Annotated in this window: 24 protein-coding genes; 4 read left to right on the top strand and 20 right to left on the bottom strand. The window is 44.0% G+C overall.

What is annotated here, in order from left to right:
• Positions 1–116: 116 nt before the first annotated feature.
• The 5 genes from IE039_RS04345 to IE039_RS04365 form a co-directional block, all read right to left on the bottom strand.
• The gene (locus tag IE039_RS04345) at positions 117–713 is read right to left on the bottom strand and encodes a 5' nucleotidase, NT5C type (RefSeq protein ID WP_010005319.1); all 597 of its coding nucleotides are present in this window, start codon (positions 711–713) and stop codon (positions 117–119) included.
• 131 nt (positions 714–844) lie between these two features.
• The gene (gene rpsP, locus IE039_RS04350; protein WP_010005317.1) at positions 845–1258 is read right to left on the bottom strand and encodes a 30S ribosomal protein S16; all 414 of its coding nucleotides are present in this window, start codon (positions 1256–1258) and stop codon (positions 845–847) included.
• A gap of 89 nt (positions 1259–1347) precedes the next feature.
• Positions 1348–2814 (bottom strand): PH domain-containing protein, encoded by a 1467-nt coding sequence (locus IE039_RS04355; RefSeq protein WP_010005316.1) that lies wholly within the window; start codon positions 2812–2814, stop codon positions 1348–1350.
• Positions 2807–3298, bottom strand: coding sequence for a PH domain-containing protein (locus IE039_RS04360; protein ID WP_010005315.1), 492 nt, complete (start codon positions 3296–3298; stop codon positions 2807–2809). The genes IE039_RS04355 and IE039_RS04360 overlap by 8 nt, the downstream gene beginning before the upstream one ends.
• Positions 3299–3319: 21 nt before the next feature.
• Positions 3320–3511, bottom strand: a complete 192-nt coding sequence (locus tag IE039_RS04365; RefSeq protein ID WP_010005314.1) for a hypothetical protein — start codon at positions 3509–3511, stop codon at positions 3320–3322.
• 303 nt (positions 3512–3814) lie between these two features.
• Between IE039_RS04365 and IE039_RS04370 the strand changes: the two genes are divergently transcribed.
• Complete coding sequence (locus IE039_RS04370; protein ID WP_010005313.1) at positions 3815–4447, top strand: deoxynucleoside kinase; 633 nt, start codon at positions 3815–3817, stop codon at positions 4445–4447.
• Positions 4448–4523: 76 nt separating this feature from the next.
• Here the strand turns inward: IE039_RS04370 and ruvA are convergent, their stop codons facing one another.
• The 7 genes from ruvA to murI are packed head-to-tail and all read right to left on the bottom strand — an operon-like array spanning position 4524 to position 10181.
• The gene (gene ruvA, locus IE039_RS04375) at positions 4524–5117 is read right to left on the bottom strand and encodes a Holliday junction branch migration protein RuvA (RefSeq protein ID WP_019039745.1); all 594 of its coding nucleotides are present in this window, start codon (positions 5115–5117) and stop codon (positions 4524–4526) included.
• A gap of 24 nt (positions 5118–5141) precedes the next feature.
• Entirely contained in the window at positions 5142–6203 is a 1062-nt protein-coding gene (queA, locus tag IE039_RS04380; RefSeq protein WP_189428799.1) for a tRNA preQ1(34) S-adenosylmethionine ribosyltransferase-isomerase QueA, read from the bottom strand.
• The gene (locus tag IE039_RS04385; RefSeq protein WP_189428800.1) at positions 6200–7057 is read right to left on the bottom strand and encodes a metallophosphoesterase family protein; all 858 of its coding nucleotides are present in this window, start codon (positions 7055–7057) and stop codon (positions 6200–6202) included. Before IE039_RS04385 ends, queA begins: the two co-directional genes overlap by 4 nt.
• Positions 7057–8115: a Holliday junction branch migration DNA helicase RuvB gene (gene ruvB / locus IE039_RS04390; protein WP_029508969.1), complete on the bottom strand. Its 1059-nt coding sequence runs from the start codon at positions 8113–8115 to the stop codon at positions 7057–7059. The genes IE039_RS04385 and ruvB overlap by 1 nt, the downstream gene beginning before the upstream one ends.
• A 47-nt stretch (positions 8116–8162) precedes the next feature.
• Positions 8163–8699, bottom strand: coding sequence for a YfcE family phosphodiesterase (locus IE039_RS04395; RefSeq protein ID WP_010006561.1), 537 nt, complete (start codon positions 8697–8699; stop codon positions 8163–8165).
• Between the two features lie 20 nt (positions 8700–8719).
• Positions 8720–9334 (bottom strand): XTP/dITP diphosphatase, encoded by a 615-nt coding sequence (locus IE039_RS04400; RefSeq protein ID WP_010006562.1) that lies wholly within the window; start codon positions 9332–9334, stop codon positions 8720–8722.
• A gap of 1 nt (position 9335) precedes the next feature.
• Positions 9336–10181, bottom strand: a complete 846-nt coding sequence (murI, locus tag IE039_RS04405) for a glutamate racemase (protein ID WP_010006563.1) — start codon at positions 10179–10181, stop codon at positions 9336–9338.
• A 90-nt stretch (positions 10182–10271) separates the two neighbouring features.
• Here murI and IE039_RS04410 point away from each other — a divergent pair, with 90 nt between their 5' ends.
• On the top strand, positions 10272–10991 hold the full coding sequence (locus tag IE039_RS04410) for a YslB family protein (protein WP_010001244.1): 720 nt from the start codon (positions 10272–10274) through the stop codon (positions 10989–10991).
• Between the two features lie 30 nt (positions 10992–11021).
• Here the strand turns inward: IE039_RS04410 and dltD are convergent, their stop codons facing one another.
• The 5 genes from dltD to IE039_RS04435 are packed head-to-tail and all read right to left on the bottom strand — an operon-like array spanning position 11022 to position 15474.
• Positions 11022–12305 (bottom strand): D-alanyl-lipoteichoic acid biosynthesis protein DltD, encoded by a 1284-nt coding sequence (gene dltD, locus IE039_RS04415; RefSeq protein WP_010006565.1) that lies wholly within the window; start codon positions 12303–12305, stop codon positions 11022–11024.
• A 1-nt stretch (position 12306) separates the two neighbouring features.
• Positions 12307–12546 carry a D-alanine--poly(phosphoribitol) ligase subunit DltC gene (gene dltC / locus IE039_RS04420; protein WP_010006567.1) on the bottom strand — a complete coding sequence of 80 codons (240 nt, stop codon included), beginning with the start codon at positions 12544–12546 and terminating at the stop codon, positions 12307–12309.
• 38 nt (positions 12547–12584) lie between these two features.
• Positions 12585–13793, bottom strand: a complete 1209-nt coding sequence (dltB, locus tag IE039_RS04425; RefSeq protein ID WP_010006569.1) for a D-alanyl-lipoteichoic acid biosynthesis protein DltB — start codon at positions 13791–13793, stop codon at positions 12585–12587.
• Entirely contained in the window at positions 13786–15318 is a 1533-nt protein-coding gene (gene dltA / locus IE039_RS04430; protein ID WP_010006571.1) for a D-alanine--poly(phosphoribitol) ligase subunit DltA, read from the bottom strand. The genes dltB and dltA overlap by 8 nt, the downstream gene beginning before the upstream one ends.
• A gap of 15 nt (positions 15319–15333) precedes the next feature.
• Positions 15334–15474, bottom strand: coding sequence for a teichoic acid D-Ala incorporation-associated protein DltX (locus tag IE039_RS04435; protein ID WP_010001237.1), 141 nt, complete (start codon positions 15472–15474; stop codon positions 15334–15336).
• Between the two features lie 155 nt (positions 15475–15629).
• Between IE039_RS04435 and IE039_RS04440 the strand changes: the two genes are divergently transcribed.
• Both IE039_RS04440 and IE039_RS04445 read left to right on the top strand, forming a co-directional pair.
• Complete coding sequence (locus IE039_RS04440) at positions 15630–16844, top strand: hypothetical protein (protein ID WP_010006572.1); 1215 nt, start codon at positions 15630–15632, stop codon at positions 16842–16844.
• On the top strand, positions 16834–17661 hold the full coding sequence (locus IE039_RS04445; protein ID WP_010006574.1) for an alpha/beta hydrolase: 828 nt from the start codon (positions 16834–16836) through the stop codon (positions 17659–17661). The genes IE039_RS04440 and IE039_RS04445 overlap by 11 nt, the downstream gene beginning before the upstream one ends.
• A gap of 60 nt (positions 17662–17721) precedes the next feature.
• On the opposite strand, the gene IE039_RS04450 is transcribed toward IE039_RS04445, so the two are convergent.
• From IE039_RS04450 to dinB, 3 genes are all read right to left on the bottom strand, one after another.
• The gene (locus IE039_RS04450) at positions 17722–19086 is read right to left on the bottom strand and encodes a DEAD/DEAH box helicase (protein ID WP_055307571.1); all 1365 of its coding nucleotides are present in this window, start codon (positions 19084–19086) and stop codon (positions 17722–17724) included.
• A gap of 24 nt (positions 19087–19110) precedes the next feature.
• Entirely contained in the window at positions 19111–20103 is a 993-nt protein-coding gene (locus IE039_RS04455; protein WP_010005869.1) for a DHH family phosphoesterase, read from the bottom strand.
• A gap of 63 nt (positions 20104–20166) precedes the next feature.
• On the bottom strand, positions 20167–21252 hold the full coding sequence (gene dinB / locus IE039_RS04460; RefSeq protein WP_029509646.1) for a DNA polymerase IV: 1086 nt from the start codon (positions 21250–21252) through the stop codon (positions 20167–20169).
• Between the last annotated feature and the right edge of the window lie 58 nt (positions 21253–21310).

The raw sequence follows: 21310 nt of genomic DNA on the forward strand, positions 1-21310 counted from the left end.
GCTTTCTTTACGCTATTATCATAACTTGATTTAATTTGATTTGCAACCTTTTTCTATCATATTCGTTCAAATACTACCAAATAAAAAGCAATCACTGTCGTGATTGCTTTTTTTGTCTATTCCCAATGGGCTTTTTCAAAATGATCAGTTGCGCCATAAAGTTGATAATCAGCGCCTTTCGCCTGTTCAATGGCACTTTCATGAAGTTTTCCAGTGCTTTGATAAGCTTGCGCTACCAATTTCAGATAATCCACGAGTTCGCCAGTCCATACCAACCGCGGATCATGTCCGTACTGTAGCCAGAGACTATCGGCCGCTGGGTCTAACCACTGACTCGCCCCATGATACGGGCGGTCATCAATGAGAATGCCACCAACCGCATGTACTAGCCCCTTATCATGGGTCAAGGTAACCCGCTTATAAAACGGACTATCCGGCCCATCACCAAAATGTTCGGCTAACCACAAGAGTTTATCTTGCCAAGCACTGGCGTTTTGCCATGGTGCTGTGGACAGAATATGCAGTTCATAAACTGTTGCCAGCGCCTGCACCGCTGCCACCGCACCAGGCATTGGTGGCAAATCTCGGAAAATCCCAGGGATTTGATCCGGCTTATCGACTTGTAACTGTTGTGTCTCAATCGTGTTTAAAATGGCTAACGTATCGACTATGACATTATCCATATCTAAAAATAATTTGGGCTTTGCTTGCATGTGAATTTCTCCGTTTAGGTCAAAGTTAAAGAAAGCGCTTCCAACTTTGGATAGTTTTATTATAGCGGATTTTGCGGTAGAAACAAAGCACAAAAAAGCCGAAGCAAACGCTCCGACTTTTTGAGGTTGTTTTATACCAATGCCAACAATTCAGCCTTCTTAGCTGATGAAGCATATTCGATACCTTGGGCATCCAAGTATACCTTGATCTCAACAACAGTGTTCTTTTCAGTTGGCTTTGCAACTGAAGCAGCAGGCTTTTCAGCAGCTGACTTCTTAGCAGCCTTAGCTTCAGCAAACTTTGCCAAAATACCAGCATGGCTCAACAAGTTGCGAACAGTTTCTGATGGTTGTGCACCATTGTTCAACCATGCCAAAATCTTGTCTTCATCCAATGTGATTTCTGCAGGTTGTGCGATTGGGTTGTATGTACCCACTGTTTCGATGAAACGGCCGTCACGAGGTGAACGTGAATCAGCGATAACAACACGGTAGAAAGGACGCTTCTTGGCACCCATGCGCTTCAAACGGATCTTAACTGACATCTATAATGTCCTCCAAATTTCTTATGTGCTTTTTGCACGTTAATTTACTTTCTTATTATGCCACGATTTAAAAACCGTGTCAAGGGTTTTTACTTGACATCGATTAACCAGCGACGCACTTGCGCCACGACATCTGCTTGTAAGTAGCGTAAATCAATGACAGCAGCGCTGTCGCCGTGCCGTACCACGACTTGTAAATGCTGTGCTTGGCGTGGCACCATGAAGATACTTTGTGACGCATTCAGCCCTTGGATTTTGTCACGGCGAACATAATACTGACGTTTCGTAAACCATGGGGTCGTTTGAATTGCTAAGATATCACCAGCAATCGTCAAGCGTTGATCACGCATACGCAACCAAGCCGCCGACAACCAAACTAACAGGAGCACGCACGCCACTACCAGCATCACTGTATCAGAAACACCGTTGTGCCAATGCCAATGGGATGCTAGTACCCAATAACTCCCAAGTACGAGGCTTAAAATACCCAGACCCCACCACAACGCATAATGGATTTGATAGCGCAAAGCGTGGGGTACCGTTTTAACAGGTTGTAATGCAGGTAATGACAAGGTTGGTAATAACGGTCGTAGCACTTGCGTGGCTTCAGTTGTTTGAATCACCGGCATCAGGACCGTTTGGTTCGCTTCATTTTTATCTGACTTCACCGCTGACGCCAAAAAAACACTCACCGTCACCAAACGCAAAGCGCGACGCAATAACGATTGTTCCAACTGAATAGCTTGCACCCGTGTTGTTCGTAACTGCATGGTGTGCTTAGTCAATAAGCCACGGGAAATGGCCAAGTGCTGGCCAACACGGGTCAACGTAAACCCATAATACTGGTTATAAATTTTAAGAAAGGCTACGCCAATGCCCAAAAAGATGACGACGGCAGTCAACATAGCATAAAACATTAGACTACCACCACTTAACCAATGATCTAAACCAGCCATCACACTTTCTGGTAGATGATTACTCACTTCAGACAGCAAGGTCAAGATGACACCAATAATCCCCAAGCTACCAAATGACGTCAAGGCGTAACGGATTAAGGCCCGTTGGTCGATCTGATACGTGGCACTCGCCTGCGGTTGTGCTGTCGTTGTTGTGCCAACACTGGTAGTTTGCGCCGCTTGTCGGTAACGTTCAATGGTCGCAATCTGTGCTGGGGTTAAAGCGTTAAACGTTAACTGATCATCTGCTTTACCTGATGTCTCAATTCGCACTTGAAAGACTTCAAAAGGTTGGAAAATGAAGGGCTGTGTTTTGGTCAAGGTTTGCACCCGTTCAAATGGGACATGGGTCCGCCGTTTCACAAACACCCCTTGATGCACGGTTATTTCATGTGGCGTTAGCTCATAAGTAAAGAAAAACCACTTCACGACACCAAAAACCAGGGCAATTAACAAAAAACCACCCGTCCACAGCGCCTGTTGGCCAAAATCACGTCGCCCTTGCAACATCACAAACACAAACGGCAACAACAAATCTTTAGCCGTCTGCATCACCATGGCAATCACGGCAAATTTTGATTGACGCATGGGTTTAGTCATCAGTCTCAACCTCCCGTGCCTGGCGGGCTGAGGCAATTAATTGATCACGCAACGCTTGCGCGACCTCTTCTGCAATCGCTTCAATTTTGAAATTGTGCGCAGCGGTCACGACGACAACACTTTGCAAATGGTAATGTTGCAACAATGGACCTTGTTGGGTATCCACATTTTGAATACGATTAACCGGCACGGTTGCCGTTTTCCGAAGGAAAAAGCCCTGATAAATCGTCACCGCATCTGGGGTTAACAGATACTTATGATAGCGATAATAATACGGAATAAGCAACATATGCCCCACAACAAGAAGCACACCAATACTAAAAATCACATTAGTCATCGTCATCACTGTACTTGACCAATGTGATTGGAAAACATAATTGATGCCACCCCAAAGCACTAAGCCTGGTATCAGCAACAAAACATCACGCGCCAACCACACTTTCTTGGCTGTCCGCGGTAAACTCTTAGCGTTTGTTGGTATCATCTCGCAGCCCCCCAGCTACCATTACTTGTGACGTTCAGCGTTGATTTCTTCACTCAACACAATCAAGTGATCTAATGCCCGTCGTGCCAAACGTGAGTCGTGCAAACGGTTGGCTTCATTGGTAATACCACCCAGCGTGTGGGGCGTATTAATATCTTTAATAATGGCAATTAACTGTTCATGCCAGGCTGCCAATTGGTCTTTGTCTGTCATAATTTTCTCCTAATAAACAATTACGTATATTTTATCATGACTAGCAGCGAAGTTCATGAAAAAAACGTGCATTCTCATAAATTAATTATGACAATATTCGTTTTGTTACTCGTGTCGCGCTTGCCCTGGAAATTGGCACGTACTCACGTATCAGGGTTATTATTTTAATACGCTGACTAGTTGCCCCAACAGCCATCTTGGGGTAATGTTCGCTTTTTCTGGCAAAACCACGTAGCGGGTTGGCTTGTTGTTTGCCCAGATTTTTTGTATAGTTAATAGGTTACTAAATAATTGGAGGTTGTCATGGTGATTATTACAGCAGGCATGATTGGCGTTGGCAAAACGACATTAACGAGCTTGATCGCTGAACATTTTGGCACAAAAGCATTTTACGAACCCGTGGGCGACAATCCAGTCTTGCCACTTTATTACTCGGATCCAAAGCAGTATGGTTTCTTACTACAAATTTACTTCCTTAATCGTCGTTTCGACATGATTAAGCAAGCTTTGGCCGATGATAACAATGTCTTAGATCGTTCAATCTACGAAGATGCCCTTTTCACAGCTGAAAATCATAAAGATGGCAACATCACAGATGCTGAAATGGAAGTTTATACGCAATTGCTCGACAACATGATGGCAGAATTGCAAAAGCTCCCTAAAAAGGCGCCTGACCTCTTAGTCTATGCGGAGACAGACTTTGAAACGATTTTGTACCGCATCAAGAAGCGTGGTCGTGATTACGAACAATTCGACGAAAATGACGAATTGCGTCAATACTACTTCCGCATTTGGTCAGCTTACCGTGATTGGTTTGAAGCCTATGATGCGTCATCTAAGATTAAGATTGACTTGCAAACTTATGACTTAGAAGAAACAGCTAATCAACAAATCATCTTAGATCAAATCGACGAAGCCTTAAAGGCTATTCGTTAATAAAAAACCACTTCGTTAGTGTGGTATACCCAACAAGTTAAAGCAACTTTCGGGTACACCACATCGAAGTGGTTTTTTATTTGACTAACAATTTCAATGCTGAACGAATGTAGCCATCCGTGGTATCTGCCGTTTGCGCCAGCGTTTTTTCAATCTTAGCGATTTCTTTGGCACTATAACCCAGCGACGTTAACGCTGCTAGCGCATCGGCTAGTGCCTGGTTGTTGGCTACTGGTTGGGCCGTTGTGAGATACAAGCCAGCCGAAACTGCCAAATCGTCTAACTTGCCTTTCAAATCCAAAATGATTTGTTGGGCCGTCTTCTTCCCCACGCCAGGGAATTGCGTCAAATAAGACACGTCATCATTGGCGACCGCGTTCACTAAGCCTTGGGCATCCCCACTGGCCAAAATGGCCAGCGCACTTTTAGGCCCAATGCCTGACACATTTAACAACTTATTGAATAAAATCTTTTCGTTTTCATCCATGAAACCATAAAGTGCGATTTCATTTTCCCGAACAATTTGTTCCACGTAGACATGCGATTCGACGTTTTGCTCAAAGCGGTAAGGGTTGGCCGTATATAACTTGTACCCGACCCCACTGCGATCACAAACCACGATATAAGCCGGATAAATGTTGGTAATTAACCCATTAATGTATTCGTACACAAGCCATTCTCCTCAAATTATCCTTTAACCACGCTTCACAAACATCGCATCCCCAAAGCTAAAGAAACGATAATGATCAGCCACGGCGTGTTCATAGGCCTTTAAAATATTTTCACGGCCGGTAAACGCCGCCACCAGCATCACCAAAGTTGACTTTGGCAAATGGAAGTTCGTGATGAACGCATCCACCGTGGTCCACTGATAACCTGGCTTAATAAAGATATCCGTCCAACCGGAATCGGCTCGCAAGTGACCATCAAACTTTGACCCAATCGTTTCAAGTGTGCGAATTGACGTGGTACCAGTAGCAATAATGCGCCCACCGTTAGCATGCACGTCGTTCAAGGTATCAGCCGCTTCTTGTGTGAGTTGGTAGAATTCTGAATGCATCTTGTGATCTTCGATGTTTTCTTCTTCGACTGGTCGGAACGTCCCTAACCCAACGTGCAGCGTTAATTCAACCGTTTTAACCCCTTTAGCACGCACTTTATCCAACAATTCTGGCGTCCAGTGCAAACCTGCCGTTGGGGCCGCTGCTGAGCCGTCGACCTTCGAATAAACGGTTTGATAACGTTCTTGATCGTCGAGTTTTTCCTTAATGTATGGTGGCAATGGCATTTCACCCAACTTTTCGAGCAACTCCATAAAAATACCATCGTAGTGGAATTCGATGTAACGGCCACCGTGTTCCAATTCACCAACAACCGTTGCCGTCATGATCGGATTGTTAATGTCATCCCCAAACACGATGGTTGAGCCAATCGGCGACTTTTTGGCTGGCTTTACCAATGTTTCCCAAACATCACCATGATCTTGGCGCAACAACAACACTTCGGCATGCCCACCAGTTTCTGGTCGCGCACCATGCAAACGGGCTGGCAATACGCGGGAATTATTCATGACAATGGCATCACCTGGTTCGACATAATCCAAAATGTCGTAAAAATGCTTGTCTTCATAAGCACCAGTATCGGCATCTAACACCAAAAGCCGTGACGCGTCACGTTGCTTGAGCGGTGTTTGCGCAATTAATGCTTCGGGCAAATCGTAATCAAAATCTGATAATTGGTATGGTTGTGCTGTCATCTATTTCCACCTGTATTGCCACTCAAGCCGGTTGTTTTTTCAAATTCAAAACCAGTTTGGGCAACTTTTTCTTTTTCTTCTGCTGTTAATACTTTGTTTTCGTTGGGGATATTGAACTTTTCTAAGACATCCGCATACGTTAGGCCATTGGCGTTAAGATGCGCAACCAACAAAGCCAATTCATGCCGCTGAGTAGCGGTTGGCTTATTGATCGTAATCGTCTCATCAAAGGCCCGTTCCACCAATCGGTCAAATCGCTTGTTTTCCGATTCGATTTGATAACTTGCTTCAATTGCTGCTAAACGTGCCTGTAGCAGCGGTGTCAGTTCGTCAAAGCTGATAGGCTGCCCGAAAGGTCGTGTTTGCATAAAGGCCGAATCCAATGACAAATTCACCATGCCATCCCGCTGATATTCCGCTTCGTGAATATGCCCATGCACGGATAAAATCGGATAAGGCAAATCAACGGCATAATGGCTCAGCCATACTTGAATCCCATTGATTTTCAACGCCATGGCCGTAGGTTCATAGGCCACGAGGCGTGCTTCTGGCATCTTTAAAGCCGCTTTAATTTGATCGGAATGGTCATGATTACCCTTAAAGAAGACCTTTTGCCCATTTAGACGCACCAACTGGGCGACAAAGTCTTGCTTCTTACGAAACATCCCTAAATCACCCAAAAAATAAACCGTATCCTCAGCAGATACCGTCTCATTCCAGGTTTTCTCAAGATAGGCATTCATATTTTCAATCGTCGGGTCGATGCCAAGTGCGCTAAGCGATGTCGCTCGTGACTTGTCAAAATATAAAATTTTTTCGTGACTAAAATGTGTATCTGAAATAATATAATCCATTAGTGTGCCTCTGGGTACGGTAAATTCAAATGCTTGTAGGCCGCTTCGGTCACCACTCGCCCACGTGGTGTGCGTTGGAGGAAACCAATTTGCAACAAATACGGTTCAACCATGGATTCCAAGGTCTCTGCTTCTTCCCCAATATTGGCGGCAATCGTATTTAAGCCGACGGGACCGCCGTTATAATAAGCCACCATGGTGCCTAAAAACTTATGATCCGTCTCATCAAGCCCGCGATTATCAACCCGCAACTTATCCAAAGCCACATCGACAATACCTTGGTCAATGGCATCTAGCCCCTGCACTTGGGCAAAATCACGCACGCGCTTTAAGAGCCGGTTCGCAATACGCGGTGTTCCCCGCGACCGTAACGCCACTTCATACGCCCCTGCTGGCTTAATCGGTGCTTGGAAAATATCGGCTGATCGCACGACAATTTCTTGGAGTTCTGCTGGCGTATAATACACCATCGCATTAATAATCCCAAAACGATCCCGCAGCGGCTTAGATAACATCCCTGGTCGGGTTGTCGCCCCAATTAATGTAAAGGGTGGTAGTGGGAAATGGACGGCCCGTGCTGTTGGCCCTTGCCCAACCATGATATCGACAAAATAATCTTCCATTGCGGAATACATAATTTCTTCGATATTAGTTGGGAGCCGATGAATTTCATCAATAAATAAAATATCGCCTGGCTCAAGTTCATTGAGTAAGGCCACCAAATCACCTGGCTTCTCAATTGCTGGGCCCGACGTTGTTTTGATATGGACACCCATTTCATTGGCAATAATCATCGCCAACGTCGTTTTCCCTAACCCTGGTGGGCCAAAGAGCAAAACATGATCCAAGGCTTCTTGGCGTTGTTTAGCTGCGGCAATATAAACCGACAACTCCTCTTTTAAGGCCGTTTGCCCAATATATTCACGCAAAAATTGCGGCCGCAATGACAATTCATCATGCTGCTCGGCTTGATTAGCGGCAGCATCTCGAATTAAGCGATCCGCATCAGTTGTTTCTTCATACCATTGATTAAATTGTGGTGTTTGTTCATTTGCCATAACTACCATTTTACCACGTTTATTGCCTACAAATCAGCACGGACTACTTAACGCGCAACCTGTACTGTAAGCTGTGGCAGTGGCTGATGCTGACGATTATAAAATCTCACGTCATAGCGCGTCTCCGTCACATCCAACACAGCATAAGTGCCACCTAAGTTAGCATGTGGCCCTTTAGGCAGACGGATTGAACCTGGGTTAATAAACAAGATATCATCAAACACAACCGCCCCTTCCAGATGGGTATGCCCAAAGAGGACGACCTGTGCGTTGGCTTCGTGGGCCGCCGCAGCCATTAATTTCAGGTTCGCCCAAGCGTTAAATTGGGTCGCGTCATAGAGATGGCCGTGCGTTTGGAAAAAAGTGATGCCATCAATCGTTGTCGCCCGTGCGGCCACGAAATCAGGATCATCATCCATATTACCAATCACAGTTGACACACCATCAAACACGGTGTCATCCGCCGCTAATTCAGAATCACCATTGTAAAAAATGCCGGCAACGCTATCCCGCCATTTGTCAAAAATATCTGCAATGATCTCACGATCACCATGTGTATCTGAAACAATTAAAAACTTTGTCATCCTATTATGTGACACGATCCTTAATCGTGTGACGCTCCTTTCAACCAGTTTGGTAATTGGGCAACCAAGTCTTGCAACGCTAAACCACGATGACTCACTTGGTTTTTTTCAGCTGCTGTTAATTCAGCAAATGTTTTGTTAAAACCTGGTACCCAGAAAATGGGATCATAACCAAAGCCGCCTTCACCATGACGTTCATGCGTCATCACACCTGTCACTTGACCTTTGGTGACCAAGTTATCCCGCCCTGGTCCGGCTAACACTAAAACACTGTGGAAATGCGCGGTACGGTCTGGATTATCGCCTAATTTGGCCAAGACTTTGTCAATATTGGCCGCATCATCATGGTCACCAGCATAACGGGCTGAATAAACCCCCGGCTCACCATTCAAAGCATCCACAGTCAAGCCCGAATCATCTGCTAAGACAAAATCATCAGGGGCTAGTGGTGTAATCGCCATGACTTTTTTCAAGGCATTTTCTTCAAATGTCTGGCCATCTTCAATAATTTCTGGGATATCATCCCCTAAATCACGCAATGGCACCACTTGTACATCAATTTGATGTTGCGCTAAAATTGCGGCTAATTCGGTAATTTTATGCGCGTTATTGCTCGCCAGGATAATTCTCGGCATGTTATTTCTCCTCTAAATGTTGGGTGGCACCTTCGCCGACAATGGCAAGATGGCGCACATCTAGTGCGGTATCGCGGGCTAACCAATCCGTCGCAATGGCCTTGAAGGTCGCTGGCTCTTTGGTCGTGTAGAAAATATCATCTGCATGCTGATGCGGCACTGCCGTATGTAAGGCCTGCTGATCTAACGTGTCGATAATGACTCGTACGGTCTCACGCCCTGGATCTACTAATTTCACGTTTGGCTCAACTGCTGCAGTGATGGCCTCAGCCAATAGTGGGAAATGGGTGCACCCTAAGACCAACGTATCAATCCCCTGTGCGGTTAACGGGGCTAAATGTTGCGCCACGATGTCTTTAGTGGTCGCTGCTTGGGCAAGATTGGCTTCGACTAATTGGACGAAATCCGGCTCAGCTTGCTGGAAAATTGTGACATCAGCATTCACCGCTTGAATCTCGTCTTGATAAGCCCCAGAAGTGACGGTCCCCTGGGTCGCAATCACCCCAATCTTTTGATTACTCGTTGTCGCTGCAGCCGCAGTGGCGCCTGGCACAATCACGCCGATAACTGGAATAGGTAACTGCGCTTGTAATTGTGGCAAAGCGCGCGCTGTGGCGGTATTACAAGCAATCACCAGTAATTTGATGTGCTTTGCTGTCAGCAAAAACTGCGCCATTTGAAAGGTATAATCAATGACTTCTTGTACTGGCCGTGGCCCGTACGGCATCCGTGCGGTGTCGCCAATAAAAATAAATTGTTCATGTGGTAGCTGGTCCTGGGCCGCTTTCACAACGGTTAAGCCGCCGACACCAGAATCAACAAAACCAATTGGATTATTTTTACTCATACCTATAATTATGCCCTTAAAAACAGAGAATGCAAGTTTTTCGCGTGTAAAGTTTGGTATAATAAAAGTCTGAAAGGTTTATACGGGCACATGAACATCAACGATTATGACAAGATTTTACAAACTAATTTCCAAGTCAATAGTTTTGCATTGACACTTTTGCGCGACGGGTTACTACAAAACCTCTTGCAAGAAGATTACCCCCATATTCTCTATTGGGCCGGTAAAGAAATCGCTCGTCAATTTCCCTTTGATGCGTTAGCTTCAGTTGTTGAATTTTTCGACAATGCCGGTTTTGGTCATCTTGAAATTGCGTCACAAGATAGCAAAAATCAACGTTGGACTCTCACTGGTGATCTTGTCCAACAACGCTTAAATCTGAACCGTTCAGCTGATTTTAGCTTAGAAGCTGGCTTTTTGGCACAACAACTTGAATTGCAAACTGGGGCAATTGCCGAAGCGACCTTTAAAATTGGCAAGAAGAATATCGGTGTCAACTTTGAAGTCGTAACGGACCTCAATGAAACGGTTGACGTTTCTGATATTAAACAACGCGTTGCGGCACGTGAATCATTCCTCAAACAAACACACGAAACCGTTGAACAAGCACAACTCATCGAAATTCGTGACGATGGTGCCATTTCTCGTGAACAATCAATCACCGATTCTCTGTTGGCCTTCAAATTTGACGATATTGCCTTACCAATTGAAGAGCAAAACAATTTAAGCGCCCTATCAGATGATGAAGCGATTGACCCATTTAACGTCCCAACAACGACATTTAATGATTCACAATCACCATTCTCGTAAAAAAACGACCCACAATTGTGGGTCGTTTTTTTATTTGAACTGTTGCAAATTTTGTGCTGTTGGCATCAAATTTTGCCACTCTTTTGATAGATAATTGTTGTTAATGTGATAATTGGTTGGCTTGTAGCCACCTTCTAAGAACGGCTTGATATATTCATCTGCTGTTACCCAACCATTCCAACCAAGGTGAATCGTATCTTGCATGAAGTAATTCTTTGCGCCATCGTGTGAGAGATCGGCAATCTTGTTGAACCCTTGTGAGGTCAACTGCTTTTTAACCTTATCCACACTCTGGTAATACATATCATTACTCAAGCCTGTATAATTCGCCCAACGTTGGTTAACTGGTTGAATGACAAACAACACATCCGTTTTTTGACGCGCAAACTCAGCCAAAACCGCTTGTAGATCGGCATACTGCTGTGATTGACGGTAATCAAACTTCTTTTGTGAGTCAGCCAAGCGCTTCAAATTAAATTGAATCCGTGAACGATAGAATGAATCCTTGATTTTGAATGGATTATTCGCCGTTTCACGTGCGGCAATTCTAGTTGCTTCCTTAAACAAAGCACCGTTTTCATCGGTAGCTGGCAAACGACTAATAGCTGGTTTGACGTGCTTATCCCAGTTATTTGAACTAGTAAGGTTTGAGAACAGCTCATCTTCGCGTAACAGCGCCCGATGACGAACCGATAGCAGCTGCAAATCAGTTTGTGACAAAGGCTGATTATCCTTAATCTTAGTTACTAATTTCGCATAAAAACCGTTGTCTTTAATTTGTGGTTGTTCTAACAACTGCTTGGCAATATAACGATCAGTCGGTGTAATTTCTTTGATGTTACGCAACCAATCAACTGTCATCAAAGTAGAATAGAACACTGAGAATGCCCCATGCACATTTTTCTTAACAAACCACTGTTGTGAAATCACAAAGACTGCTTGCTTTTTATGTAGAGCTGGTAACATCTCTTGCATGCTGAGATAGTGTAGCAATGACTCCGTCCCTGCTTGTCCTAACAAGAAAGGTTGATAATTGCGGTGATATTTGGCAGCGAGCATCGAGGGATGCATCGTGTCCAAACGCAATAACTCACTTGAACCAAAAAACGGTACATAGCGCTTAGATGGGTCACTAAAAGCCGCCGTCTTAACTGTCTCGCCCTTATACACATTTTTTGAAAATGAAACAGATGCGTCGCGCACGCTTTTTTGTGAAATGTGGTTTAAGGAGAAAGGTGCTAAAAACAACGCACCAGCCAGTACAAACGCAATGATTACTGGCCCAAAAATCCACCAAAGTCCCCGTTTTTTCATATTACTGTCCGATTAATGATTCAACCTTGGCAACCACTTTATTAGGTGTATCCCATTCGTCACGGTTAAATTCTGACACGGGCGCTTGGATGTCAAACTTGTTTTCAAGATCCAACAACAATTCAACTGTTGCCATTGAATCAAGCAAACCATCATCAAACAAGTTTTCATCCATCTTGTCTGATACATCTTCACCTGTGATTGTGTTCAAAATATCGATTACTTCTTCTTTTACTGACATGTTTTTTTCCTCTTTCTTTTTATACGATGGCTAGATTATTATGACTTAAACCATAAGGTATCCAAAAAGCCACTAAATATTAAGAAACTGACCATCACGACGTTAAACGTCAAGAAGATGGCAAATGCTTCTGTGAACTTGTTATGTGGGACATGGTGCTTCTTCTTATAACGCAACCAGGCATCATTGATGACCAGACCAACACCGTGGAATAAACCATAAACGATGTAGTACCAAGTAATCCCGTGCCAGAATCCCATCAATAACATGTTCGAAATATAGGCGACATTTGATAGCGTGATGCGGCTTTTAAACCACTTGTTCTTCATCATTGTGAAGACCAAACGCATGAAAACGTAATCACGGAACCAAAATGACAAGGTCATGTGCCAACGATTCCAGAATTCCTTCAAGTTTTTTGACAAGAACGGCTTGTTAAAGTTCATTGGTAGGGAAACGCCCATCACGTAACTGGTTGCGACGGCGAATAGTGAGTAACCCGCAAAATCAAAGAACAAATCAAGCCCGTAGGCATACATCACTGGAATTAACCACCAAGTCCACCCATGATGGATGCTGCCAGCAGCTAATGCTAGGCTTTCCACCTGCGGTAGAATCAATGTCCCAAAAATGTAGGCCAAAACGAACTTGTACAAGAAGCCAAGGAAGAAATACCAAACCGCTTTTTCCAGCAGTTCCAAGTACTTCTCACGCGTTGGGACAGTCGCCACATCCTTTTCAAAGCGCCGATACCGATCAATCGGTCCTGACGAAATGGAAGGCATAAAGAGCATAAATCTTAGAAACAGCAAGGGATCAAAGTTTTTAATTGAGCCATCACGTGTTTCTAAAATCATCCCGACTGACCGGAAGGTCAGGTAAGAAATCCCCATAAACCCTAGTAAGGTTGATACATGAGTCCAATGTGTTGCTGGTGCGAGCTTAACTAGGAATAACGGTAAAATTGCGAGACCGGTGACGACATAAAAGACGCTACTACGATTCGCTTTTTGTCGATACTTGGTATACCCCAAAACCAACAGCCACTGCCATATCATATACCCGATAATGGCAAAACCTTCGTGGTATTTAGCGCCATCAAACATCAAAACGATAAATACCAACGATACTGCAATTTCATACCAAACAAAACGCTTCCCAAAGTACAACCCGATAGCCAATGGTGCTAACGCTAATAGCAAGTACACAAAGTACTTGGGATCAGCATACGGTTGTAAGTTAAGCATTACCATTCACCTCAGCAATTAAGCCTTTCAAATCAATCTTACCATTAGGTGTTAACGGCATGCTGTCACGATAAATGAAGCGACCTGGTACCATATAAGGCATCATGATATCTTCCAGTTCCGCTTTAATCGCTTGCGTCAACAAGATTGGCTTTTCAAAGTCATTCGCTTTTGGCACAATAATGGCCAACAACTGCTTAACCTTACCATCCGCATCATATCGGGGTACTGCCACGGCTTGTTCAACCCACTGGCTTTGTTGCAATTGGTGAGCAACTTCTTCTAATTCAATCCGGAAACCGTGTAATTTGATTTGGAAGTCTGTTCGACCACGATAATGCAACAAGCCATCAGCATCACGCGTTGCCAAATCACCCGTGTGATAAGCTTGCTTGCCATCAATGGTTGTAAAGGCAACCGCCGTCTTTTCTGGATTATTCAAGTAACCCTTAGATACTGATGGTCCCGCAATCACAATTTCACCCGTTTCACCATCAGGCAACACTGCCCCATCAAGATCTTGAATGATAATGTCGGTATCAGCGTTAGCATACCCAATTGGCATCTTGTCATACTCAGCCATAATTTCTGGCGTAATTTGTAACCCAGTCACGGCAACTGTTGCTTCAGTTGGCCCATACGTATTAAAAATCTTAGCTTGTGGGAAACGCGCCAAGAGCTTTTCTGCCGTCGTCTTAGTTAACACTTCACCACAGAATAAGAATGTATCAAGTTCTGGGTTCGTTTCTTGATTAAATTCTGGGTTCAACAAGGCCACATCGACAAACGATGGCGTTGACACCCATTTGTTTAATGCCAAGTTTGGCAAAGTATGGAACAAAGCCTTAAAGTCATCAGCCGTTGCTTTTGGCAAAGCCTTCAAAGTTCCCTGTGACAACAACGTTGGCACCCAATCCATGACCGACAAGTCAAATGAATAAGGTGGTTGTGACAAGACGTTGGCCCCTGTTTGCCAACCAAAGTCGTCGCCCAACATCCAGTTAGCAAAGCTCAAGAGGTTATTGTGTGAAATCTGAACCCCTTTTGGCTTGCCCGTTGTCCCAGAAGTAAAGATAATATAGAAATTATCATCCCCTGTCACCGGTTGTGTTAACGTAAAATCAACGGGCGTTGCCATAATATCCGCGAGTTGTTGACGCGTGATAACTGGCACAGCCGTCACATCGATTGGCAAGTCATCAACGGCAATCACCAAGGCTGGTTCCCCAATGGTCAAAATATCTAACAAGCGCTCGTCAGCAGAATTCACATCTACTGGCACATAAGCATGTCCTGATTTAACACTGCCTAAGAAGCTGGCAACCATTTCAAATTGTTGCCCACCATAGACCATGATTGGTGCTTTATCTGTTAGCCCCATGTTTGTAATGTGTGCAGCTAAACGATCAGATGCGGCTTTTAAATCGGCATAGGTATGTGTGCGACCCAATTCATCATACGCAACGTGATCCCCCTGATTTGTTGCGATGGCATCAATTGTCTCAATGACGTTTTTAATTATCATGTTTCATTCCCTATATTAAAATTCGTTGTAGATGAAGTGTCCTTGTCCCACCCCTGAATAACTATACAGGTAAACAAGGATCAAAATAACACAAAAATAAAATAGCGTCCGACTCATAAAGTTTATAATCGGACGCTGAAAGAACCGCTTAATCAATTTCACGTTACCCCTCTTCTGTGATTTTCATGTATAATCGACGTAAGTATGACAGTGTCTGGCACACAAAAAAATAATGAGTTAATTATAACATAAATGTGTCAATCTTGTAGCATATTGTTACAAGATAAAATTTGCACGAAATTGGAGAAACTATGCGCTATTTTCTTGTCAATGTGGCCCAGCGTTGGGAAGCAAAGTTGTGGCAAATGACTGCTTTTCAAAGTATCAAAACAGCATTACATCAATCTCTACCAATTATTATTATTGATATTTATTTACGCTTATCAGTTCAGCTTATTCTATCGCCCAATGCGCTATTCGTCAAATTATTTAAACTTGATGTGCAACCAGTCAAACCATTTTTTGATACCATAATGGTACTGTTACCGCTTGCAGATGCAACGGTTGTCCTAATTTACGTCATCGCTCTGACGCATCAGTACCTGACCGCTAATCATTATCAAAATACCAGTCTCCCTTTAATAACGAACTGTTTGGCGGTTTTCTTATTTTTTGGCGATAAAAATCAATTTCCCGTCTTTAACGTCAATCAATACTTTGTTGTGACCTTGATTGTCTTATTGAGTAGCTACTCTTATACACGTTATGCCACTCATATCAAGCATCATCCTAATCCTTACAGTTTGCCTTATCTCATTTGGGCAGGCATTATTATTATTCTGGGCCTATTTTTACATCAACTTTTCCGGCAACAACTCTTTGAGTTCTTCTTATCCGATCTGTGGACACATCGCTTCTTTGCCTCGTTCTTAGGCCTTATCATTATTACGACTGTGGCGCCGATACTGTACCTTTTGGGTGTGGCGCTACCACCAGAACTTACTGCGCCATCATCAAACATGTATGGTGTTGATCGAAATCTCACCACCTATCTCACCACTGCACACAGTGCCTTACCCGTACCAGAAAACGTATATAGTGTTTATGGCGCCTTTACGTTATTTGGTGGGATTGGCAATGCGTTAGCCATCTGTCTCGTCTTATTATTTGCCGCTTCCAAGCAGCAACGTCGTCTAGCGAGAATTTCTTGGTTCCCAACGTTATTTGATAATAGTTACCTGTTGTTTGTCGGGGTGCCACTCTTTTTGAACCCCCTGATTTTTATCCCGATGATTTTAGTTAATCTGATGAGTTTAGCCATTAGTTTCATTGCTATCACAACCCATTTCATTCAACCAATCGTCTTTGTCGCTCCTGACAGTTTGCCTAATCTGCTATTGCCAACAGTTGCTAGTACCACGCCAATCCGTTCACTCGTGATTACGGTGATCATTTTGATTGGTTCTGTTCTTATCTATCGCCCCTTCTTATCCCATCTAACTCTGGAGGTACCTGGTGAAAAATAAACTCATCTTAATCACGAGCATTGTCTTGCTCTTGGTGCTTAGTTTTTTTAGTCACAAAGCCATTGTCCAATCCAGTGACAAAGAAGCCAAGATTCAAAATTCACGCATGACACCCATTATTTTTGTGCCTGGTTCTAGCGCCACAATCAACCGATTTGACGATTTATTTAAAGAGTTAAATGCCACTGGGCCCGTGCATAGTATTCTTAAGGTTCAAGTCAACGAGAATAACCAACTCGTTTTCCACGGCAAGCTCAATCCGAGAGATCGCCAACCTTTTATTGTTGTCGGCTTCCAAGATAATCGCGACGGCTATAGCAATATTAAAAAACAAACTAAGTGGCTAAACCTCGCCTTAACCGAAATCCAGAATCGTTATCATTTCCGAGACTTTTCTGCCATTGGTCATTCCAACGGCGGTCTCGTTTGGACGAATTATTTAGAACAAGATTACGCAGCGTCGTCCTTTAATATCCCGACGCTCATGACCCTGGGTACACCGTTTAACTTCTCTGAAACCTCCATGCAACGCCGGACTGAAATGCTCAATGATTTCATCGCCAACAATAATCAGTTGCCCGACAATTTAGTCATGTACTCAGTTGCAGGGACTGATGATTATACCGATGACGGGATTGTCCCAGTCGAAAGTGTCTTGGCCGGTAAATATATTTATCAAAACAAAGTCAAATCATATACGCAAATTACCGTTTCTGGGGCAAATGCGCAACATTCGAGTTTGCCCGAAAACCCGGAAGTCGTCAACCTGATTCAAACCAAAGTCATTAAAGCCGGCCAACGTCCTGGTCAAAAATGAAAAAGCACGCTGTCTTTATTAAGCAAAGACAGCGTGCTTTTTATTATTATGATGAGCGGTTTAGGCGCCACCGCGCTTTTTGTTTGACTTACGTACTGCACGCATTTCTTCACGCTTGGCAATACGACGATCCATTTGGTTTTTCCGTTGAATAGCTGACTTGATTTGACGCTTATAGCCAGGCTTCACGACCTTTTTCTTCTTTTTAACCATCCCCACCATCGTTGGGTCAAGCTTTCTTGTGGTTGCGACACGTTGTGTTCGCGCACGGCGATCTTTTACCGGTACGAATTCCCCGTTCTTCAACTGCATGGCCTTGAAATCAATGCCCAAAGCTTCAAGCTCTGCTACTTCGTCTTCTTCATCTGGACCATACAACGTAATCGCCAAACCAGGCATGCCATTACGACCTGTTCGGCCAACACGATGAACAAAGAATTCCAGTTCAGATGGGATATCATCGTTAATGACGTGAGAAACCCCTTCAATATCAATCCCACGCGCCGCCAAGTCGGTTGCGACAACGTATTGGAATTCTAAGTTTTGAATCGCCTTCATCACACGACGACGTTCACGTGGTTCAATATCACCATGAATTTCAGCAACCTTCAAGCCACGGCCACGCAAATTAGAAGCGATTTCTTTGGCACGATCCTTGGTATTGGCAAAAATTAGGGCCAAATAAGGGTTCCCCGTCGTTAAGACTTGGTAAATCACATCGTTTTTATCTTTTGACTTTGTGGCTAACAACCAATTTTCAATCGTGTCAGCAATGACTGTTGAGACTGGAATCGCTTCAAAAAGCGGGTTTGCCATATATTTCTTTAAGAACGGCTTGAGCTTTTCTGGCATTGTAGCACTAAAGACCAATGTCTGTAAGTCTTTTGGCATTGCACCGGCGATATAATCTACTTCTGTCAAGAAGCCCATGTCAAGGGTCATATCTGCTTCATCGACGACCATGGTGTGCACAGCATGTAGCTTCAAGGCACCAGATTCAACCAAATCTTTAATTCGGCCAGGTGTCCCGATAACAATTTGTGGTTGGTTGTTTTCCAACTGCTTGATTTGACGGAGCTTATCCGTCCCACCAACATATTCAGCAATTGTAATATCGGGATTGAGCTGTGACGCAAAGTCCTTGGCTGCTTTTGTAATTTGAGCAGCCAATTCACGTGACGGCGTTGTAATGACTGCTTGTACGTATTGGCGGTCTTGTTCTAATTGGTTAAAAATGGGAATTAAAAAGGTATGCGTTTTCCCTGAACCTGTTTGTGATTGGCCAACGACATCCTTGCCTTGTAAAATCGCTGGAATTAATTTTGCTTGGACAGGGGTTGGCTTGGTGAAGCCAATCTTAGTCAACGCAATAATGATTTCTGGTTTTAAATTAAATTGTCCAAATTGGTTTGCAGTTTCTGCCATCAATTTTCTCTACTTTCATTCTACTCAGTTTGTGGCTGAGGTAACTTCTTTGTCGCCGCCTTGTTCAAGCAAAGCAGCATTGACACTATTGATCAAACGTTCAATATCTTCAGCGGTTTGTGCCCAGGCACCAGAGGCCATTGGATGGCCCCCACCCTCAAATTGGTTCGCAATTTTGTTAATGACAATCGTCCGTGAACGGAGCCGCACACGATAATTGCCTTCATCTTGTTCTTCAAAAATCGCCCATGCCTTAACCTTGTCGATTGTCGCCGGCAATGGCACAACAAACGCCGTGCCTGAATCTTGCAGATCAAATTGTTCCAAGAGTGCTTTGGTTAAGACCACATAGGCAAATCCTGATGGTAAAATCGTGAGGTTTTGCAGCACATAACCCGACAATTTAGCAGCATTTTCCGAAATTGTTGACATATGGTGCAAAACAGCTTCGTAGTCGAAATCATAACCAAATAATTCTGATACCACGCGGAAAGTTTCTTGATCCATACTGTACATGAAACGCCCAGTATCACCGACAATGCCAATATACAATAAACGAGCCGCCTTAGCGTTCATAACCAAACCTTGGTCTTTGAGCGCTTCATAGAATTCATAAATCATCGTACTTGTCGCTGATTTACCTGCTTCAACCCATTGCCAATCCCCATAAGGTTCATCATTGGGATGATGGTCGATTTTAATAATTTCTAATCCGTTTGGCCATCTTTGATCATCGATTCGTGGCGCATTGGCGGTGTCCACCACAAGGACCAACGCATCACGATACATTTTATCGGGCACGTCATCCATAAAGGTGTCATCTTCACTCATCCAAGCTAAGCCTTGGACAGCCTTCCCAACTGCATAAATCTGCTTGTCTGGAAAACTAGCTTCTAAAATCGCCTTTAAGCCCAATTGCGCACCGTACGCATCAGGATCCGGGCGTTGGTGGCGATGAATAATAATGGTGTCATATCGCTTTATTTCTGCTAATATTTGTTCTTCAATTGCTGACATTAATCTATCTTTCTCGTGTTATCTTAAATTTATCGTGACTATATGTATACTAGTATAACATGTTTAAAACAAGGTCATTTCTTCAAAACCGCTTGGCTGTAAATTACTCATTGACAGTCCTAATAAACGAATGGCATACGGGCCTGTTACCACCTCATCAAAAATCGCTTGAGCTGTATTCACCAAGAGGTCTTCAGCAAGCAACCAAGGTTCTACCTGTGTGATTGCCCGGGTTGTGGTATGGAATTTTTCATCCCGAATTTTAACATTTAACGTCCGGCCAACCAACCCACGAGCCTTCAAAGCCGCAATCATACCACTCGCTAACTTTTTAAATTCGGCACGTACCAGTTCATCATGGTGTAAAAACTGCGCAAAAGTTTCCTCTTTACCCACTGATTGCTGTTGGCGTTGCCACTTGACTTCACCAAAATGGACGCCACGCGCCTGCCAATAAAGATTTTCACCCAACTTACCAAACTGCGCCACTAACGTTTCGCGTGATAGTTGCCGTAACGTGGCACCATCAAGTACATTAAGGGCTGCTAACTTAGCTTGCGTTTTCTCACCGACCCCGCGAAATTCACCAATCGGTAAATGATCTAAAAAAGCCAGGCGGTTTTCCGGCGTAATCACCGTCACGCCGTTTGGCTTATTAAATTCAGATCCCAACTTCGCTAATAGTTTGTTATACGATACGCCCACCGAACTAGTTAATCGTGTTTGTTTATAGATGTCATGCCGTAACTGTGCGGCCAGCATTGCGCCTGACAACGCATTGTCGGTCACATCTAAGTAAGCCTCATCATACGCCACCGGCTCAATTTTTGGCGTAATTGTCCGAAAAACGGCATGAATTTGCTTAGAAATGGCTTTATATTTGGCAAAATCAGGGGTCAGAAAGATCCCGTCTGGCGCTAAACGCCGCGCTTCTGCGGATCGCATGGCCGAATGAATGCCAAGTTGGCGCGCGACATAGTTCGCCGTCGTCACCACCCCACGACCCCCAGTTTCTGCTGGATCACGCGAAATAATTAATGGCTGGTGGCGTAATGCCGGATTGTCACGCATCTCGACTTGGGCATAGAAGGCATCGATATCAACATGGAGAATTTTACGTGTATCAGTTGTCAATAAAAACTCTGTCATATCCCTATCTTATCACATTTAACGAACATAGGTTCGCACAACGTGGCCGAATGCCATA

The sequence above is a fragment of the Leuconostoc lactis KCTC 3528 = DSM 20202 genome, from assembly GCF_014651235.1.
In the GTDB taxonomy this organism is placed as follows: Bacteria; Bacillota; Bacilli; order Lactobacillales; family Lactobacillaceae; genus Leuconostoc; species Leuconostoc lactis.

What these genes read in the sequence shown, in the direction of transcription:
- IE039_RS04345 (WP_010005319.1), bottom strand. Translation starts at nt 713, where the DNA reads ATGCAAGCAAAGCCCAAATTATTTTTAGATATGGATAATGTCATAGTC.
- rpsP (WP_010005317.1), bottom strand. Translation starts at nt 1,258, where the DNA reads ATGTCAGTTAAGATCCGTTTGAAGCGCATGGGTGCCAAGAAGCGTCCT.
- IE039_RS04355 (WP_010005316.1), bottom strand. Translation starts at nt 2,814, where the DNA reads ATGACTAAACCCATGCGTCAATCAAAATTTGCCGTGATTGCCATGGTG.
- IE039_RS04360 (WP_010005315.1), bottom strand. Translation starts at nt 3,298, where the DNA reads ATGATACCAACAAACGCTAAGAGTTTACCGCGGACAGCCAAGAAAGTG.
- IE039_RS04365 (WP_010005314.1), bottom strand. Translation starts at nt 3,511, where the DNA reads ATGACAGACAAAGACCAATTGGCAGCCTGGCATGAACAGTTAATTGCC.
- IE039_RS04370 (WP_010005313.1), top strand. Translation starts at nt 3,815, where the DNA reads ATGGTGATTATTACAGCAGGCATGATTGGCGTTGGCAAAACGACATTA.
- queA (WP_189428799.1), bottom strand. Translation starts at nt 6,203, where the DNA reads ATGACAGCACAACCATACCAATTATCAGATTTTGATTACGATTTGCCC.
- IE039_RS04385 (WP_189428800.1), bottom strand. Translation starts at nt 7,057, where the DNA reads ATGGATTATATTATTTCAGATACACATTTTAGTCACGAAAAAATTTTA.
- ruvB (WP_029508969.1), bottom strand. Translation starts at nt 8,115, where the DNA reads ATGGCAAATGAACAAACACCACAATTTAATCAATGGTATGAAGAAACA.
- IE039_RS04395 (WP_010006561.1), bottom strand. Translation starts at nt 8,699, where the DNA reads ATGACAAAGTTTTTAATTGTTTCAGATACACATGGTGATCGTGAGATC.
- IE039_RS04400 (WP_010006562.1), bottom strand. Translation starts at nt 9,334, where the DNA reads ATGCCGAGAATTATCCTGGCGAGCAATAACGCGCATAAAATTACCGAA.
- murI (WP_010006563.1), bottom strand. Translation starts at nt 10,181, where the DNA reads ATGAGTAAAAATAATCCAATTGGTTTTGTTGATTCTGGTGTCGGCGGC.
- IE039_RS04410 (WP_010001244.1), top strand. Translation starts at nt 10,272, where the DNA reads ATGAACATCAACGATTATGACAAGATTTTACAAACTAATTTCCAAGTC.
- dltD (WP_010006565.1), bottom strand. Translation starts at nt 12,305, where the DNA reads ATGAAAAAACGGGGACTTTGGTGGATTTTTGGGCCAGTAATCATTGCG.
- dltC (WP_010006567.1), bottom strand. Translation starts at nt 12,546, where the DNA reads ATGTCAGTAAAAGAAGAAGTAATCGATATTTTGAACACAATCACAGGT.
- dltB (WP_010006569.1), bottom strand. Translation starts at nt 13,793, where the DNA reads ATGCTTAACTTACAACCGTATGCTGATCCCAAGTACTTTGTGTACTTG.
- dltA (WP_010006571.1), bottom strand. Translation starts at nt 15,318, where the DNA reads ATGATAATTAAAAACGTCATTGAGACAATTGATGCCATCGCAACAAAT.
- IE039_RS04440 (WP_010006572.1), top strand. Translation starts at nt 15,630, where the DNA reads ATGCGCTATTTTCTTGTCAATGTGGCCCAGCGTTGGGAAGCAAAGTTG.
- IE039_RS04450 (WP_055307571.1), bottom strand. Translation starts at nt 19,086, where the DNA reads ATGGCAGAAACTGCAAACCAATTTGGACAATTTAATTTAAAACCAGAA.
- IE039_RS04455 (WP_010005869.1), bottom strand. Translation starts at nt 20,103, where the DNA reads ATGTCAGCAATTGAAGAACAAATATTAGCAGAAATAAAGCGATATGAC.
- dinB (WP_029509646.1), bottom strand. Translation starts at nt 21,252, where the DNA reads ATGACAGAGTTTTTATTGACAACTGATACACGTAAAATTCTCCATGTT.